Origin of the sequence: Micromonospora sp. NBC_01405 (assembly GCF_045040155.1) — a bacterium.
Classification (GTDB): domain Bacteria; phylum Actinomycetota; class Actinomycetes; order Mycobacteriales; family Micromonosporaceae; genus Micromonospora.
In genome coordinates, this window is sequence record NZ_CP109532.1 from 357,726 (window position 1) to 375,833 (window position 18,108).

Annotated in this window: 12 protein-coding genes; 6 read left to right on the forward strand and 6 right to left on the reverse strand. The window is 72.0% G+C overall.

Annotation, left to right across the window (positions count from 1 at the left end; genetic code table 11):
- Positions 1-118: 118 nt before the first annotated feature.
- Both OG559_RS01590 and OG559_RS01595 read left to right on the forward strand, forming a co-directional pair.
- On the forward strand, positions 119-457 hold the full coding sequence (locus OG559_RS01590; RefSeq protein ID WP_396674081.1) for a DUF952 domain-containing protein: 339 nt from the start codon (positions 119-121) through the stop codon (positions 455-457).
- Between the two features lie 159 nt (positions 458-616).
- Complete coding sequence (locus OG559_RS01595) at positions 617-1,156, forward strand: acyltransferase (RefSeq protein WP_387018632.1); 540 nt, start codon at positions 617-619, stop codon at positions 1,154-1,156.
- Between the two features lie 74 nt (positions 1,157-1,230).
- On the opposite strand, the gene OG559_RS01600 is transcribed toward OG559_RS01595, so the two are convergent.
- The 4 genes from OG559_RS01600 to OG559_RS01615 all read right to left on the reverse strand — a co-directional run bounded on the left by OG559_RS01600 (position 1,231) and on the right by OG559_RS01615 (position 7,617).
- Positions 1,231-2,979, reverse strand: a complete 1,749-nt coding sequence (locus tag OG559_RS01600) for a CDP-glycerol glycerophosphotransferase family protein (RefSeq protein ID WP_405111458.1) — start codon at positions 2,977-2,979, stop codon at positions 1,231-1,233.
- Positions 2,980-3,189: 210 nt separating this feature from the next.
- A complete protein-coding gene (locus tag OG559_RS01605; RefSeq protein ID WP_405111461.1) occupies positions 3,190-4,473 on the reverse strand; it encodes a nucleotide sugar dehydrogenase in 1,284 nt (427 codons plus the stop codon).
- 4 nt (positions 4,474-4,477) lie between these two features.
- Positions 4,478-6,046, reverse strand: a complete 1,569-nt coding sequence (locus tag OG559_RS01610; protein WP_405111464.1) for a glycosyltransferase family 2 protein — start codon at positions 6,044-6,046, stop codon at positions 4,478-4,480.
- Positions 6,043-7,617 carry a glycosyltransferase family 4 protein gene (locus OG559_RS01615; RefSeq protein WP_405116306.1) on the reverse strand — a complete coding sequence of 525 codons (1,575 nt, stop codon included), beginning with the start codon at positions 7,615-7,617 and terminating at the stop codon, positions 6,043-6,045. Before OG559_RS01615 ends, OG559_RS01610 begins: the two co-directional genes overlap by 4 nt.
- Positions 7,618-7,959: 342 nt before the next feature.
- Between OG559_RS01615 and OG559_RS01620 the strand changes: the two genes are divergently transcribed.
- Complete coding sequence (locus OG559_RS01620; RefSeq protein WP_405111467.1) at positions 7,960-9,120, forward strand: hypothetical protein; 1,161 nt, start codon at positions 7,960-7,962, stop codon at positions 9,118-9,120.
- A gap of 6 nt (positions 9,121-9,126) precedes the next feature.
- Here OG559_RS01620 and OG559_RS01625 read toward each other — a convergent pair whose 3' ends face one another.
- Positions 9,127-11,073 carry a hypothetical protein gene (locus tag OG559_RS01625; RefSeq protein WP_405111470.1) on the reverse strand — a complete coding sequence of 649 codons (1,947 nt, stop codon included), beginning with the start codon at positions 11,071-11,073 and terminating at the stop codon, positions 9,127-9,129.
- A 441-nt stretch (positions 11,074-11,514) separates the two neighbouring features.
- Between OG559_RS01625 and OG559_RS01630 the strand changes: the two genes are divergently transcribed.
- The 3 genes from OG559_RS01630 (at position 11,515) to OG559_RS01640 (ending at position 16,315) form a co-directional block, all read left to right on the forward strand.
- Positions 11,515-12,882 carry a glycosyltransferase gene (locus OG559_RS01630; protein ID WP_405111473.1) on the forward strand — a complete coding sequence of 456 codons (1,368 nt, stop codon included), beginning with the start codon at positions 11,515-11,517 and terminating at the stop codon, positions 12,880-12,882.
- On the forward strand, positions 12,879-15,026 hold the full coding sequence (locus tag OG559_RS01635; RefSeq protein ID WP_405111476.1) for a glycosyltransferase family 1 protein: 2,148 nt from the start codon (positions 12,879-12,881) through the stop codon (positions 15,024-15,026). The genes OG559_RS01630 and OG559_RS01635 overlap by 4 nt, the downstream gene beginning before the upstream one ends.
- 224 nt (positions 15,027-15,250) lie before the next feature.
- Positions 15,251-16,315: an IS110 family transposase gene (locus tag OG559_RS01640; RefSeq protein WP_405116308.1), complete on the forward strand. Its 1,065-nt coding sequence runs from the start codon at positions 15,251-15,253 to the stop codon at positions 16,313-16,315.
- Positions 16,316-16,496: 181 nt separating this feature from the next.
- Here the strand turns inward: OG559_RS01640 and OG559_RS01645 are convergent, their stop codons facing one another.
- Complete coding sequence (locus tag OG559_RS01645; protein WP_405111478.1) at positions 16,497-18,095, reverse strand: glycosyltransferase family 4 protein; 1,599 nt, start codon at positions 18,093-18,095, stop codon at positions 16,497-16,499.
- Between the last annotated feature and the right edge of the window lie 13 nt (positions 18,096-18,108).

An 18,108-nucleotide genomic window follows, 5' to 3' on the forward strand; every position in this document is an offset into this window, starting at 1 on the left:
TGGTCGCAGAAGCACCGCCCGGACGGGAGGGCCGGCCGGTCAGACCCTTCCCGCCGGCCGAGGGCCGGGCCGGGGCGCGTCCCGGGTCGAGGGGCCGCGGTCGCCGTAGGCTGCCGGGGTGATCTACAAGCTGCTGGCCACGACCGAGTGGGACACCGCCCGAAACGCCGGGCACTTCGCCGGCTCGGCGGTGGACCGCCAGGACGGGTTCATTCACCTCTCCGCCGCCGACCAGCTCGTCGAGACGGCCCGGCGGCACTTCGCCGGCGCCACCGGGCTCACCCTGCTGGCGGTGGACCCGGCGGCGCTCGGTGCGGCGCTGCGCTGGGAGCCGTCCCGGGGCGGAGCGCCGTTCCCGCACCTGTACGGGACGCTGCCGGTGACCGCCGTGGCCGCGGCCCACCCGCTGCCGGCGGACGTCCCGGCCGCCGACGCGGTGGCGCGACTGCTCCGCTGAGGGATCGCTATGCTCACCCGAGTCCGCGCGCCGGCCGGGGTGACCGCAGCCCGCCGGCGGGCGTGGCAGTCCGATCCGCGCGGGCGGCCGGCACCCGTCGCCGTCCCGACGCGTCCCACCCGCCGGCGCGACGGCGCGCCCCGAGCGATGCGAGCAGCGATGACTGACACCACCGACCGCCCCGACGTCTTCGTCCACCCGAGCGCCGACGTGGAGGAGGGCGCCCAGGTGGGCGACGGCACCAAGGTCTGGCACCTGGCCCACATCCGGTCGAGCGCCCGGGTCGGCGCCGGCTGCGTGATCGGTCGCAACGTGTACGTCGATGCCGGCGTCACCGTCGGCGACCTCGTGAAGATCCAGAACAACGTCTCGGTCTACCAGGGCGTGACCATCGAGGACGAGGTCTTCGTCGGCCCGTGTGCCGTGTTCACCAACGACTTCCGCCCCCGGGCGCAGAACCCGGACTGGACCATCACCCCGACCCTGGTCCGCCGGGGCGCCTCGATCGGTGCGAACGCCACGCTGGTCTGCGGGATCGAGGTCGGCGAGTACGCGATGATCGCCGCCGGGTCGGTGGTCACCCGGGACGTCGCGCCGTACCAGTTGGTGGCTGGCAACCCGGCACGGCCCAAGGGCTGGGTCGACGAGCGCGGCGAGGTCGTCTCCCGCGACGCCGACAACCCGCCGCAGCGCGGCTGACGACATGACCGGGCGGCGGTGGACGGCTCCTCGCCGTCCACCGCCGCCCGGCTCTCGTCCCCGGCCCGAGCGGGTCAGCCGCAGAGGCGGCCGATCTCCTGCCGGAACCGGTCCATCGGGTTGGACCCGGCCGGTCCGAGCAGGTATTCCTTCAGTTCCCGCCGAGCCTCGGCCATCGGGTCGTTCCCGCCCCGGGCGAGGGCGAGGACCTTCTCCAGCTCGCCGCAGTCGAGCGAGAGCAGGTACGCCGCCCGCGCGGTGGGGAACGTCCGGCGGAACTCGTCCTCGGGCAGGCCCGCCGGGTTGGCCACCACGTACGGCCGCTCGCTCTGCACGAAGTCGGAGACCACGCTCGACACGTCACTGATCAGCAGATCGGTGGCGTTGAAGCAGTCGAACAGGGCCGGCGTGCGGCCGGTGACCACCAGGTGCGCGGTGCCGCCCAGCGAGGTCGGGTCGACCTGCCCGCCGGCGGCCCGGAGCCGGGCGACGATCAGCTCGTGCACCGCCTGGGCCTTCCTCGACCGGTTGCCGGTGAGCGGGTGCGGCTTGTAGACCACCCGGACGCCACCGGCGGCGAGCAGCCCGGCGATGATCCGCTCCCCCATCAGCACCAGCGAGGTGTGATACGGGTCGTCGTCCAGCCACCCCTCCCAGGTGGGGGCGTAGAGCACGGTGAACGGGCGGTCGGTGAACTCCGCGCCGAAGGTGTGCACCCCGGCGAGCTGCGGGCGGCCGACCTCCACGATGTCGCGATCGAGGACGCCCACCCCGGCCCGGGCGTACCGCTCCCGACCGGCCGCCCCGGCCACCCAGACCTCGTCGTACACCTTGCTGTACGGGTTGACGCTGGCCTGCTTGTCGCTGTCACCGTGGCCGACGAAGACGTGCCTCATTCCCGGCTCACGCAGCATGTGGATGTTGGCGCCGACGTTCGCCGCGTACAGGGCGACCCGGATCGAGCTGAGGTCGAGGTTCATGAAGTCGACCCCGGCCGGTACGCAGATCACCGGCAACCGGGTGTCGGCCAGCTCGCGGAACGCCTCGTCGTTACGGAGCAGCACCACCGCGCGGCGCCCGGCCGCCTCGACCGGGGCTAGCCACATGTTGGCCTGGTAGACGTCCTTGGCGGGGCCGGCGAAGTAGAGCGCCACCTCGGGCTGTTCCCGAGCCAGCCAGGCGTGCACGGCTGACAGCGACCCCTGCCCCCGGCTACGCCCACCCCGCCCGGCCAGCGCGAGTACGGCTACCGTGACCAGTCCCACCGCCAGGGTGACCAGCCCGGTCACCACCACGGGGGCGACCCGGTCGACCAGTGCGGCCAGCACGGCCGCCGGGACGAGGAGCACGTTGATCAGCGGCAGTCGCAGGCCCGCGATCCGCCGCGCCCAGGCTGGCGGACCCGGCACCCCGGCGGTGCGGGCGAGGTCGATGTTGCGGGCGAAGGCCAGGGTCGAAGCGCGGTGCTCGTCGACCGCGCTGAGGGCGGCGCTGCCGACGGCAACGCTCCAGAGCGCGGCCGGCAGCAACAGGACCGCGACGGTCCCGCCGGCTGCCGGACCGACCGCGCTGACGATCAGCAGCACGACCGACAGGTCACGGACGAGCCACCGCCAGACCGGTCCGAGCCCGGCCTTCTGGAGCAGCTCGCCCGCTGCGGCGAACCGGGTGGCGAGGGCCAACTCACCGGCGACGGCGACCAACGCGGCGACCACGTACGGGATCAGCCAGCCGAAGACACCGGACAGGACCATGACCCCGTAGCCCAGCAGGGTCACACCGACGACGGCGAGACCCTGCTGGTTTCGCACTCTGCTGAACAACGACACGCTCCCTTGTCTACTCGCCGGCGTCGATGGGTCCGATACCAGGCATCTGCGACCCTAAACGGGGCAAGTAACACAAGTATTGCTGGGGTGTCCGGCGGACGAACAAGCCGAGGATGCCGCTCACCGAACGTGTCGGTCGAGCCACGGAAGCAGTGTGCCCCGGCCGGTGAGCGGCCGAGGCCCACGGGGACCGGGCGGACCGGGTCAGCCGCCGATGACCACCCGACGGACGCCGGCCCAGCGGGCCGGATCGGTGATCCGACGGCCGTCGACCAATACGGAGACGCCCGGCAGGTCTGCCGGGGCGAGGCTGCGGTACTCGGCGTGGTCGGCCTGGATGACGGCGGCGCCGACCGGCTCGCCGTCGTAGCCGGGCAGGCCGTGCGCCGCCAGCTCCTCGTTGGTGTACATCGGGTCGGAGACGTACGGCTTGGCACCCCGCTCGCGCAGCGCCTCCACGGTCGGGAAGACGCCCGAGAAGGCGGTCTCCTTGACCCCGCCCCGGTACGACGCGCCGAGCACCAGCACCCCCACGTCGGTCAGGTCCCCGTACGCGGCGGCGAGCAGGTCGACGGCGTACTCGGGCATGGCGGCGTTGGCCTCGCGGGCCGAGCGCACCACGGTGGCTGCCGGGTCGTTCCACAGGTACATCCGGGGGTAGATCGGGATGCAGTGGCCGCCGACGGCGATGCCCGGCGAGTGGATGTGGCTGTACGGCTGGGTGTTGCAGGCATCGATGACCTTGGTGACGTCCACCCCCACCGAGTCGGCGAACCGGGCGAACTGGTTCGCCAGGCCGATGTTGACGTCCCGGTAGGTGGTCTCGGCGAGCTTGGCCAGCTCGGACGCCTCGGCGGAGCCCAGATCCCAGACGCCGTTGGGCCGGTCGAGGTCGGGCCGCTCGTCGAAGTCCAGCACGGCCTCGTAGAAGCGGACGCCGTTCGAGGCGGACGCCTCGTCGATGCCGCCGACCAGCTTGGGGTAACGGCGCAGGTCGGCGAAGACCCGGCCGGTGAGCACCCGCTCCGGGCTGAAGACCAGGTGGAAGTCCTTGCCGGCGGTGAGACCGGAGCCCTCCTCCAGCATCGGCGCCCAGCGGGCGCGGGTGGTGCCGACCGGCAGGGTGGTCTCGTAGCTGACCAGGGTGCCCGGCTTGAGGCCCCGAGCGATGGCCCGGGTGGCGTCGTCCATCCAGCCGAAGTCCGGCACACCGTCCGCGTCCACGAAGAGCGGTACGACCACGACGACCGCCTCGGACCCGGCGACCGCGGCGGCGGTGTCGGTGGTGGCCGACAGCAGACCGGCGGCCACCACCTCCTTCAGCTTGACGTCGAGGTCGGCCTCGCCGGGGAACGGCACGGCACCGTCGTTGACCAGCTGGACGACCCGCTCGGAGACGTCGGCACCGACCACCCGGTGCCCCTTCGAGGCGAACTGCACGGCAAGTGGCAGGCCGATCTTTCCAAGCGCGACGACGCAGATGTCCATGTAACTACTTTCCTCCAGAGGGCCAGATACGGCGCAGGCGGGCAAGGAACCGTCGGGGGGTCACCGGCGTGATCGCGACGATCACCTGGCCCTTGTGGTTGGTGGTGGGCGTGACGAGGTGGAACCGGACACCGTGCCGGGCCAGCAGGCGGGGTGCGGAGACCCGGCGGTCGGTACGCAGTGGCGACGAGCCGGTCCCGCCCGACGCGGTGACCTCGGCCCGCGCCACCCGACGCTCCCCGTTCGCCGCGACGACCGCGAGTAGCTGGTCCAGCGCGAAGTCCGTCCGCACGACGGTACCGGGGCCGCCCGCGGTGACCGAACTGGCACCCGCCAGCTCGCCGACGCTGATCCGCACCGCGTCGGCGCCGAGCGTCGCCAGCGCCGCCCAGCGGCTCTGGGCGGTGACCACCAGGACCCGGGCCCCGGCGGCGTCCCGCCCCCAGGCCAGGGCGGTCGCGGTCAGCTTCGCCATCACCTTGGCGGCCTTGTCGGTCACGTCGTACCACTCGTCCGGATAGCCGAGCGAGGGGTCGCGGAAGCCGACGTAGTGGGCGTACCAGCGACCTTCCTCGATGACGGCCTCGGGCGGCGTCTTGTCGGACTGCTGGCCGACCAGGTCACGCAGCCGGTCCAGGCCGGCGTCCCGGGCGAGGACCAACCGCAGCCGCAGGTCCGGCGCCAACCGGGCCACGATGCCGTCGGTGAGGTACGCCTCGGCCAGCTTGCGGATCCGGTCGTGGACGTGCCGCTGGGCGTCCGGTTCGAGGGCGAGGAACTCGCGCTGGAGGAGCTTCGCCACCTCCCAGCTGAAGTTGCGCAACAGGATCGCGTCCCGGCGCGGCCCCGGCGCGATCAGGTCGACGACGAAGCCGACCAGCTCCTCCGCGCAGCGCAGCCGCTCCTCGAACCGGCTGGCGTAGGTGATGTTCTGCGCGTTGTCCCGCTTGACCGCGTAGTAGTACTCGTAGTCGGCCAGGACGGAGATCCGCCTGGCGCGGAAGCACGCCTCCAACGTGAAGGGCTGGTCGCTGCCCATCCGCATGTCCTCGCGGAACCGCAGGCCGTGCCGCTCGATCAGGTCCCGGCGGAACAGCTTGGTGTTCGACAGCGACCAGGCCAGGTCGCCGCCGAAGAGGTCGACCTCCTCCTGCGTGCTGGCGTAGACGGCCTGGTGCACGTAACGCTTGTTGGTGCCGACCATCCGGCCGAGCACCACGTCGGAGTCCCACCGGTCGGCGGCGTCGACCAACCGCTCCAGCGCCTCCGGCCCCAGGTGGTCGTCCGAGCCGATGAAGAAGACGTACCGGCCGCGCGCGTGGTCCAGGGCGCGGTTGCTGGGGGCCGCCGGACCGCCCGAATTGGGCTGGCGCAGCACGGTGACGGTGCCGGGGTACCGCTCGGCGAACCGATCCAGCTCGGCGGCGCTGCCGTCGGTGGAGCCGTCGTCGACCGCGACGACCTCCAGCCGGTCCAGCCCGATGGTCTGCCCGACCAGCGAGTCCAGGCAAGTGGTCAGGTACGGCATGGTGTTGTAGACGGCGACGACCACCGTCACGTCGGGCATGCTCACGAACCCACTCCCACTGACGCAGGGGCGGCGCCCGGGGCCGGGTCGCCGTCGGGGGCCGGGCGGGACGGGGCGCCTGGCAGCAACCGGGTGTAGACCGCGTCCAGCGCCTCCGCCTGCGCCTCCCACGTCCACCCCGCCAGCAGCCCAGGCCGGTCGTACGCGCCCCGGTAACGTGCCGGGTCGCCGAGGACCGCCCGGACCGCCCGGACGAAGTCCGTCACGTCCTCGGCCGCGAACACCTCGCCCTGCCCGGTCTCGCGGACAGTCTCCGCCATGGTCCGGACGTCGGAGACGACCAGCGGCAGGCGGGCGTGTGAATACTCGAAGAACTTGGTGATCAGGGCGATCTCGTGGTTCGGCCAATGCTGGATCGGGATGACGCCGACCTGCGCGCCGGACAGGAACCGCACCACCTGGTGGTGCGGCACGTACGGCAGGACGTGCAGCCGGTCGGCCGCGCCCAGCTCCTCAGCCCGCCCGACCAGACCCTTGACGTACGCGGACTCCGGCTTGTTGACCACAAGCGCGATGTGGGCCTCCGGCAACCGCGGCAGCGCCTCGACCATCACCCCGAGCCCGCGTTTCGCGGCCGCCACCCCGCTGTAGACCAGCAGCGGGATTCCCGGCCGCAGCCCGCAGAGCGTGCGGATGTCCGGCACCGGCGCGGCCGGGTCGGCCGGCAACTCGTCGACCGCCGGGGCGTTGAGGACCACCGCCGGGCGCTCCGCGAGCCCGTGCTCGCGCCGCAGCAGGTCCGCCAGGCCGCCCGAGACCGTCATCGTGGCGTCCGCGTGGGGCACGTACTCCCGCTCGTGGGCGACGTTCCCGGGCAACCAGCGGGCGTTGTCCCGCCATGGCTGCACGCCCGGCAGGTACTCGTGGGCGTCCCAGACCAGGGCGATCCGTCGGCCCTCGGCGGCCGCCCGGAGCTTGGCGCGGGCGCCGACGCCGATCATCCGGAAGTCGTTGGCGTGGATCAGGTCCGGCTCCAGCTCGTCCACGACCGGGCCGTAGGCCAGCTCGTAGTCCCACAGGCCCGGCTCGAGGCGTCGCCACGCGCCGCCGCCTCGCACCTTCTGCCAGAACAGCGTGTACACGCGGTCCCAGGGGCCGTCGAGCTTGCGGCCACGCCGAGCCTGGGTCAACTGCCGGTTGCGCAACGAGACCCAGCGGCGGGTAAGGCCGGCGAACTTCTCCTCGGCCCGCAGAACCTGCCAGGAGAGGCCGCCGGGACGGCCGACGCCGGACTCCCGGGAGGCGGCGGTCAACACCGCCCGTCGCACCCGCAGGTCGGCCCGCCAGGCCCGCATCGCCTGACTGCGGTGCGCCCCGATGCCGCTGGGCGGGTAGGCGAGCGGGCGACGGAGCCAGGCCCGCCGGAACTCGTGTCGGCGCTTGGCCAGCGGCTCGGGCATCGGCACCAGGCGAACCTCGGCGCCGCCGAGCCGCCAACTCGTCGGCTGTCCGACGGGCGCGCGGCCAAGGAGGACGACCTCCCAGCCGGCCTCGGCCGCCGATCGTGCCGCCTTCTGCACCCGGGAGTCGCCGATGACCCCGTTGTCCACCAGCATCACGACCCGTCCTCGGGTGGTCGCCGCTGGGGTCGCGCCGTCAGATCCCATTTCTGCCCGTCTCCGTGTCGAAGGCACCGCACCCGCGGACCCGAGCGAGTCTACGACAACGCAACCGGCGCACCGTCTCTCAGCGGCGGTGTTCCGTGCCCCCGTGTCCCTGGTTGCTACTCTGCATGCTGCTCGGCGCATGCTGTTCGGCGTCCGGTGCGCACGGGGAACGCCATCACCTCCCCGGCGACACCCATCCTTCCTGATCTGCCGGGCACAACCGTCGCTCGCCCGCTCGCATGGACAGGATCAGAGATGGACCCGGTGACGCCCAACACGCGGAGTCGACCCATGCCGGAAGCAACGCCCGAACCGGCCGTCCGACCGGACGGTACCGGTCCGGTCGCGGCCGGACGACGGCTGTGGCTGGCAGCCCGGCACGCCGGGACCGCGCTGGGCGCGTACGTAATGATCCGCCTGGTCGGACTGCTCACCGTCTACTTCTGGGCCCGCAACACCGACCGCTCGCCCGCCGAACTACTCACCAAGTCGGACGGGACCTGGTATCTCGCGATCGTCCAGCACGGGTACGACGGGTACGAGAAGACGCAGAGCAACATGGCCTTCTTCCCGCTCTACCCCGGCCTCACCGCCGCCCTGGAGTGGATCTCACCGCTCGGCCCCCGTGCCGCCGCGCTCGTCGTGGCGTGGGTCGCCGGGCTCGCGGCCGCCTGGGCACTGTTCGCGATCGGCGAGCACCTGCACGACCGCCGCACCGGCATCCTGTTCGCCTCGCTCTGGGGTGCGCTGCCGCACGGCGTCGTCGAATCCATGGCGTACAGCGAAAGCCTGTTCACTGCCCTGGCCGCCTGGGCGCTGTACGCGGTGCTGCGCGGCCGCTGGCTCACCACCGCGACGCTCTGCGTCCTCGCCGGCCTGACCCGTCCGACCGCCTCGTCGCTGATCGCGGTAGTGGGGCTCGCCGCGCTGGTGGCGATCGTGCGACGTCGGGACGGCTGGCGCCCGTGGGCCGCCCTGCTGCTCACCCCGGCCGGCTGGCTCGGCTACCTGGCCTGGGTCGGCACACGGACCGGACGGGTGGACGGCTGGTTCCACATCCAGGACGCCGGCTGGGGCACCTCGTTCGATTTCGGCGTCTACACGGCGCAGCGGGGCCAGGAGGTCCTGGGGCAGGTGGCGGCCCTGCCGCTGTTCGTGGTCACCCTGGTGCTGCTGCTGTCGATCATGTTCTTCGTGCTGAGTCTGCTCGACCGCCAACCGTGGCAGCTCCTGCTCTACAGCGGGCTGCTGCTGGTCACCACGCTCGGCGCCGCCGGCTACTACCACTCCAAGGCCCGGTTCCTGCTGCCCGCGTTCCCGCTGCTGCTCCCGGCCGCCGTCGGCCTCGCCCGGGCCGGCTGGGCCCGGGCGATCACGGTCCTGGTGACGCTGACCATCCTCTCCGCCTACTTCGGCGGACACCTGCTGCTGGTCTGGACGAAATCGCCCTGACCCCGGTCAGCGGCTCCAGGGCCGAGCGTCCCAGAGCCACACGTCGTCGACCCGCTGCCCCGGTCCGAACATCGCATCGAGCACGGTTCTGAGCTCGTCCCGCCGGCGACCGTGGTCGGGCAACGCCACCGCGTCAGCCTTCCAGTACCGGACGTCGGCGCGCGCCTGGTCGATCTCGGCGGGGCTGACCGTGGTGCCCCGCTCGCCAAGCGAGACCGCGGTGAGCAGCTTCGCGGTCGGCTGCGGCTCCACTCCCCAACGGCCGGTGCCGTCGGTGGCGGAGACCGGCCCGAGGAAGTAGCCCTCGGGCACGGCGAAGCCGGCCACGGCGGCGGAGCTCCAGTAGAGCGAGGTCATGCCTTGGACCGGCACCGGCACCAGGGTGCGGCCGGGGGTGACGTGGTCGCGCCACGCGCCGCTGGTGACGAAGTCCGGCACCGGGTTGCGGCCGCGCGCCTGCAGCGGAACGGGCAGGATCGGCAGCAGCGCGGCCACCGCCAGCACGGCCGCCACCCGCGCGGCCAACCGTCCGGCGGGCTGTTCCCGCAGCTCTGCGGCGGTGAGCCGATCCCCGGCGACGGCCAACAGCACGCCGAGGACCGCGGTGGTGATCAACGCGAACCGGGACACCACCAGCGAGTCGAACACCGGCAGGTTCTGCACCAACGCGAACGGGGCCGGGATATCCGTCCGCCGGGTGCCCGAGGTCCAGGTGGTGCCGATCGAGAGGAGCGCCGAGACGAGGCCGACGACCCCGAGCACCCGGGCGACGAGCTCCCGACGCAGCCACCAGAGCGCAGCGGCCGCGACGACCAGCACCGACCAGCCGTAGAAGCTCGCCTGCTCGGTGGTGTTCGGCGCCCAGCCCACGGCGCTGGTCGGCCCGCCGGCGAGCGACTGGGTGGCGAACCGGACGAACGAGCCGAGCTTCAGCGCGTAGATGTCCGGAGTGCCGGGGTGGCCGACCCGGTGCTGCGGGCCGGCGAACTGCATCCAGAGCGGATACGCGGTCGCCGCCGACACCAGCACGCCGGTGATCGCCAGGCCGGTCACCAGCCGGCGCAGCCGCCGCAGCGCGTCCCGGGGCCGAAGGACCAGGTACGTCACCACCATCATCAGGCAGCCGAGCGCGGTGAGGAAGAGGATCTCCAGGCTGACGAAGAACTGCGCGATGACGAGCGCGCCCAGCACCAGGCCGTCGCGGAGGACGTGCCCGGTGCGGGACAGCGCCACGACCCGCCAGACGATGAACGGCACCAGCCACTGGGCGGTGATGTGCGGATGGCCGTTGCTGTGCGAGACCAGGGCTGGGGCGAAGGCGCAGAACAGGCCGCCGACGAAGGCCGCCGCCCGTGACCCGACCACGTGCCGGGAGAGCACGTGGTACCAGGCGTAGCCGGTGCCGGCCAGGTTCAGCGTGATGAACAGCAGGTAGGAGAAGGACGCGCCGAAGAGCAGCGTGAACGGGGCCAGCACGATCCCGGGGAGCTGGAGCCCGACGTTGGTCATCAGGTTCACGCCGGTCGGGGCGTTCTGGAGCGTGGTGAAGAACGGGTTCTCCAGGTGGCTGACCGCGTGCGCCGCGTGCGCCAGCATCCACTCGTTGAACCCCTGGTCATTGGGGCGGCTGCCCAGCAGCCTTCCGTCGACGTCCCACCAGCCTCGGCCGGTTACCCAGAAGGCTCCGGCGAGGTAGACCAACGCGGTCACCAGCTCCGCCCGGGACCGGCGCCACCACGGCGCCGTACCGGCCGGCCGGCCTTCGTCCGCCCCGCCCGGCCCTGGGTCGCCGCCCTCCGTCAACCCGGCCGTCGCCGGCGCGGGCGCCTGGTCCAGTGCCGTCCCGCCGGCTCGGGACCCTGCCGTCGCGGGGGTGAGGGTCGTCGCGGGCGCACGGTCGCGCGCAGCCTCCGTGGGGGCGGCGTCGCGGCCACGGGTACCGGGGTCGGTCATGGCGCAGGAGTCTACGGAAGCAGCCGCCGGGGCCGGAGACCGGCCGCCGCGACAACGGGCGGTGGCCAGGGGACGCTGTCGGCTGCCCGGACGGCGGTGCCGGGCCGGGCTGCCCGGAACGGCGTTATTGTAGTCTCCGCGCTCTGTCCGAAGGTCGCTCCGCGCGACCGTCGACGGAACCGGCACCGCGTCCGGCCGACCCGAGACGTACGGCGTACCGCTGATGGAAAGGTCTTTCCGGCATGGTCCCGCTCCGTGGACGTCCGACGGTCGTCCCCACCGGGGCGGACCGCGTGGTCCTGTGGTCCGGGGCCACGACTGGTCCGGGGCCACGACGCCACATCTCCCAGCTCCCCAGGATCGGAATCGATGAATAACGGGCGAACTTTTTGGAAATCGTTGAGGCCGCCCCGACCACGACGGCCCGGGTCCCGACCGCACATGATCTATCTCGCGATCGGCTTCCCCCCCGCGGCCAAGAGCTGCGCCTACCGGATGCGGGAGACAGCCAACCAGTTCGCCGCCCACGGCTGGGACGTCACCGTGGTCACCATCATCGATGAGGCGTGGGAACGCGAGTACGGCCTCGACCACACCCTCTCCGAGGGGGTGGACCCCCGGGTCCGGATGGTCAAGCTGCCGTTGGTGCGAGACGACCTGGAGACGGACATCCGGTCCTTCACCGAGCGGCGGGCTCTGGCCCACAAGGACTACCTCGCCGAACTGCGCAAGCAGAACCTCAAGATATTCCCCGAGCCGGTCTTCGGCGGCTGGCGTCCGGCGTTGGAGAAGGCCCTGGTGGAGATCCACCGGGAGCGGCCGGCCGACCTGCTGGTCACCACCTGCGCCCCCTACGTCAATCTGGCCGCCACGTGGCAGTTGTGGGAGAGCCACCGGGTTCCGTACGTGGTGGACTTCCGGGACGGCTGGTCCGTCGACGTAATCAACAACGGCGAGGCGTTCTCGAAGGAATCGGTCTCCGGGCAGTGGGAGATCAAGCTGCTGACCAACGCGGTCGCCATCTGGAACGTCAACGAGCCGATCTCTCGCTGGTACCGCGAGCGCTATCCGGAACTCGCGCACAAGATGCGGGTCGTGCGCAACGGCTACGACGCGGCCAGCATTCCCGCGCAGGTCCGCCCGGCCCCCCCGGACCGTCCGCTGGTCTTCGGTTACCTCGGCGCGCTGAACCTTCCCGTGCCGCTGCTCGACGCCGTGCTTCAGGGGTGGCGGATGGCGCGTCAGGAGGACCCGGCGCTGGCGGGCGCGCGCTTCGAGGTGCGCGGCCACATCGGCGCGGCCTGGGCGCGCGGCGACAACGCGCACGCCGAACTTCTCCGGGCGGCCGCCGCCGACGGCGTGGTGGTCGGCGGTTCGGTGCCCAAGGCCGAGGTGGTCGACCTGTACGCCCGCTGGGACGTGGTCGTGCTGATGGTGACCGGCGGCCGGTACATGACCTCCGGCAAGGTGTACGAGTACATGGCGACCGGCCTGCCGGTCGTCTCCGCCCACGAGGCGGACCACGACGCCTCCACCGTCCTGTCCACGTATCCGCTCTGGACCGGGGCGGTCGGGCTGGACCCGGTCGAGCTGGCCGGCGCCTTCCGCCGGGCCGCGGCGCTGGCCCGCACCGCCAGCGAGGCGGACCGGGAGAAGGCCCGGGCCGGGGCGAGGCAGTACGCCCGGGAGGAGCAGCTCATCCCGGCCGTCCAAGAGGTCACCGAGCTGGTGCGGCGCGGAGGATCGACCGGCGCCCCGCACGTCGCCTCCACCGGCGCTCGTGCCTCGGCCGAGGAAGGTAGGTCATGATCGAGGTTCTGATGATCCTGGGAGCCGTCCCCGGCCGGCAGGCAGTCCTGACCGACGCGCTCGAGCAGTTTCGGTCAATGGGGGTCACGGTGCGGGTCGCCTGCACCTTCGATCCGGAGAAGATTCCGGCCGCGGCCGACCTCGCCGAGCTTCACCTGCTGTCCACGGCGAAGGAGCTGGGCCCGCGCGCCAGCCGCATGATCAAGATCGCCAGCCCCGCCCGCCGGCCCTGGCTGCGGGCCCAACGCGACCCGTGGGTACGCCGCCATGCCAGGCAGGCCGACGTCCTGGTCGCCCTGGACGCGCAGGCTCTGCACACCGTCTGGCAGCTGGCTCAGCGCCATCGCCGGGCGGAAGCCGTTTACGGCATCGCGCCGGCGCTGCGGGCCGTGGAGAAGCGGTCGGCAGACCCGGCGCAGCACCGCCGCCCACGGCTGACCACGATCGGCCCGTCCCCGCAACTGCTGGTCAGCTCCACCCGCAGCCGGACGGTCGATCTGGCGAAGCTGGTGCTGAACGCCAGCACGGGACAGCGGGCGATGCGGCTCGGCGCGGTGCGCTGGTTCTGGCACCAGGCCGCCGCCGCGCCCGGGGTGCCGGAGCGGTACCGCGGCACGGTCGTTCAACGGGTGAACACCAGCATGCGCCAGGCCGGGCACAAGGCCAGCGCGAACCGGTTGGCGCTGGCGGCCCAGGATCGGCTGACGAGCGTCACGACCAAGGGGCACCTCCTCGGCCCGATCGTCGAGGCGGAGCTGAACGAGGGCAAGCTGCCCGCCCACCTGATGACCGTGGCCAAGGGGCAGCTGAAACTGGCGGACGGCTTCCTCAAGAAGCAGAACCCGGGCAAGGCCGCGCCGCACGTCCTCCGCGCCTTCGACCTGATGTTCCACCGGATCGCGCATTTCGACGGGCTCACGTCGCCGCTGGCCGAGGACCCGGAGGGCTACCTCGCGCCACTGCACCGCAGCGAGGTCGGCAGGGCGATGGCGACCCCGCGCGGTCGACGGTCGCCGGCGCAGTTCCCGCCAGCCGACCGGGCGCACCGGATGCTCTTCCTCACCGGGCTCAACGACAATTTCCTGCACCCCATCATCGAGCGCTACGAGGCCATGCCCGGGGTGGAAGCCCGCCGGTTGAACCTCGTGGAGGAGTCGATCCGCCCGGTGCTCAGCAACGGCCGGACCAACCTCGTGCACCACATGCTCGCCGGCACCTCCAAGCGGGCCGAGGAGGTCCAGGAGGCGTGGGGCCACCACGTCGCTGCGGCGGACACCGTCTTCGTCGACTGGTGCAACCTGCCCGCCGCCATGCTGACCATGATCGACCCAGGCAACGCCCGGGTGATCGTCCGGCTGCACAGCTTCGAGGCGTTCAGCTGGTGGCCGCACCTGACCGACTGGTCCCGGGTGGACGACCTGGTCTTCGTCTCCGAGCACCTGCGCGACCTGACGCTGGCTGCGGTACCGCGGCTGCGCGGCCCGCAGGGGCCCCGGACGCACGTGGTCACCAACGCGATGGAACTCCATCGGTACGCGGTGCCCAAGCCGTCGGCCGACGCCCGCTTCACCCTCGGGTTGATCGGGCTGAGCTCGCTGGCCAAGGATCCACGCTGGGCCCTGGCGGTGCTGCGGAAGCTGCGTCAGCGCGACGAGCGGTACCGCCTGAAGCTGATCGGTGACGAACTCAAGCCGTCACTCAGCCCGGCGGTCCGGTCGTACGTGAAGGAGCTCGACGCCGAACTGGCCGAACTCGAGTCTGCCGGCGCGGTCGTGCGGACCGGCCGAACGGAGGACGTGCCCGGCGCACTGACCGACGTGGGAGTCATCCTCAGCACCTCGGTCCGGGAGAGCTTCCACTGCGGGTTGGTCGAGGGGGCTGCCAGCAGCGCGGTGCCCGTGGTACGGGACTGGCCCTTCTTCGCGGGCCGGCCGCACAGCGCCCGTAACCTCTTCCCCAGCGGTTGGGTGGTGGGCACCCCGGAGGAGGCCGCGGAGCGGATCCTCACCCTCACCGCCTCCGAGGAGATTTGGCGCGAGACGGGTCAGGCTGCGGCGTCGCACGTGCTGAACACCTGGGACTGGTCGGTCACCCAGAAGGACTTCGACCGGCTGCTGTTGGAACCGCCGGCCACCGGCGACTGACAGAGATGATGTTCATGAGCACCTCCCGCCGAGGTTTGACCCAGCGACTGACTGACTTCGGGTCCTCAACGGGATCTGTCGGCCTCGGTCGGGAGGTGCTCGTGCACTCATCGGACGTGGCGTTGTGACTTCATAGGAGCCTGGCCAGAGGCCCCATCTCTGTCTTGTCCGCGTTGCCCGGCTGGTGCGTGCCGCCCTGCCCGGTCACGAACGACAGGACGACGATGCCCTCTATTACACCCGACAACGCTGCGATCGAGGTCGCCGGTGGCGTCGACACCCACCAGGACACCCACACCGCCGCGGTGATCGACCTGGTCGGACGGGTGCTAGGCACCCAGCAGTTCCCCGCCACGACGGCCGGATACACCGCCCTGCTGACCTGGATGCGCGAGTTCGGCCAGGTGCTGCGGGTCGGTGTCGAGGGGACCGGCGCCTACGGCGCAGGGCTCGCCCGGCGGCTACGCCACGAACAGGTCGCGGTGATCGAAGTGGACCGGCCCAACCGCAAGACCCGCCGGTTCCAGGGCAAGTCCGACCCGATCGACGCCATCCAAGCGGCCAAGGCCGCCCTGGCCGGCGACCGGACCGGCACCCCCAAGCAGCGCGACGGCCGCGTCGAAGCCCTGCGCAACCTCCGGGTGGCCCGGCGCAGCGCGGTCGACCAGCGCGCCGACGCCCAGCGTCAGATCAAGACCCTGATCGTCACCGCCCCCGACGACCTGCGTGCCCGGCTGCGCAGCCTGACCGTCAAAGAGCTGATCGCCACCTGCGCGAACCTGCGACCCGACCGGACCGACGCCGCGACCCCGGCCACCGCCGCCAAGGTCGCTCTGCGTTCCCTGGCCCGCCGCCACCAGCAGCTGTCCACCGAAATCGCCGACCTCGACGAACTGCTCGAGCCCCTCGTCGCCACCATCAACCCCGGCCTGGTCGCCGTCAACGGCGTCGGCGCCGATGTCGCCGGCCAACTGCTGGTAACCGCCGGGGAGAACCATGACCGGCTCACCTCCGAAGCCGCGTTTGCCATGCTCTGCGGCGTCGCACCGATCCCCGCCTCATCCGGCAAGACCACCCGGCACCGACTCAACCGCGGCGGCGACCGGCAAGCCAACGCCGTCCTCTACCGCGTCGTGCTCTGCCGCCTGCGCTGGGACCCCCGCGCCTACGCCGAACGACGCACCAAGGAAGGACTGTCCAAGAAAGAGATCATCCGCTGCCTCAAACGCTACATCGCCCGCGAGCTCTACCAGATCATCACCTCAAACGATCTCAAACTCGCCGCTTGACATCCATAGGAGCATCCTCAGGACAGAGACTCCACCGGGGCCGTCCCTCATCGAGGGACGGCCCCGGTGTCAGGTCCAGACCGATCGGCTCGGAGCCGGCATTCACGCGGGTCGGGTCGGACGGCCGCGGAAACCGGGTGTGCCGGCTCCGCCGAGGGCGGAGCCGGCACACCCGGTTCAGCTAGGCGCTACGCGACAACTCCAACTCGTCCCCGGGTACCTGCGGGCGCGTTCCGTCTGCCGGGAGCACGCCCAGCAACGACCTGTACACCTCGTCGAGCGCCCGCGCCTGGGCCTCCCACGTCCATCCCTCGAGCAGACCGGGCTTCTCGTAGGCCGCCCGGTAGCGGGCCGGGTCGGCGAGCACGGCTCGGACGGCCCGGACGTAGTCGGTCACGTCCTCGGCCCGGAACACCTCGCCCTGGCCCGTCGCCCGGGCGGTCTGCGCCATCGTCTTCACATCGCTGACCACAATGGGCAGCCGGGCGTGCGAGTACTCCAGGAACTTCGTGATCAGCGCCAACTCGTGGTTGGGCTTGTGGTGGATGGGGATGACACCCGCGTCCGCTGCGGACAGGAACGGCACCACCTGCCAGTGCTTGACGTACGGCAGCAGGTGCACCCGGTTCCCGACACCCAGCTCGACGGCCCGCTCCAGCAGCGCCTCCGAGAGTTGGTTGTCGCCGTTCGGATTCATCGTCACGAACGCGAGGTGCACCTCCGGCAGCTCCGGCAGCGCCTCCACCATGATCTGGCAGCCCCGGCTCGGGTTCACCGCGCCGGCGTAGACCAGCACCGGCGTCCGCTCGTCCACCCCGCAGAGCACGCGGAGGTCGGGCATGTCGTCCGCGGCGTCGGCCGGTGGCGCCATCGGCGCGTTCAGCACCACCCCCGGCCGTTCCCGCAGGCCATGCGTCTCCTGAAGCAGCTCGGCGAGAGTCTCGGAGACCGTCACCACCGCGTCCGGGTAGGCGGCGTACTCATCGGTGTAGGCGATCTGGGCCGGCAGCCAGCGCGGGTTGTCCGCCCGGCCGGTGATGCCGCCGACGAACTCGTGGGCATCCCAGACCAGCTTGGTCTTCCGGCCTGCGGCCCGCGCCCGCATCATCGCCCGCGCCCCGACCCCGAGCATCCGGAAGTCGTTGGCGTGGATGATGTCTGGATTCAACCCGTCGATCGCGCTCCGGAAGGCCAGCTCGAAGTCCCACAGGCCCGGGTCCAGCTGCCGCCAGCTGCGGCTGCCCAGCAGCCCCTGCCAGGCCCGGATGGGCAGCCGGTTGAGGAACGCCGCCGGGTCGGCCTGGGCCTGACGCAGCCGGCGGGTCTCACCGGACCGGAACCGCACCCACCTCGCCAGCAGCGTCGCGGCGGCGCGGGACGGCAGCTGGGCCGTCCGGCCGACGACGGCCGGCACCCCCCCGCCGAGAACCTGCCCGCGTACCCGCCTCTCGTAGAGGTCGGCCTGCCGGGCCTTGATCTCCTGGACCCGGTACGCGGCCTTGGTCGTGGACGCGTACGCCAACGGCCGCCGGAGCGAGCGGCTGCTGTCCCGGAGCGACCGGTGCAGCGGCTTGGGCACCCGGAGCAGCCGGACCTCGGCGTCACCGATCCGCCAGGTGTCCGAGTCGGACCGGGCGTTGCGGATGCCGAGGAGGAAGACCTCCCAGCCCGCGTCCGCCGCCGAGCGGGCTGCCTTCTGGACCCGGGAATCGCCGTGCACGCCGTTGTCGACCAGCATGACGACCCGGCCCCGGTAGCTGGTTGCGCCGTTGGAACCCATCGTGTCGTTCTCC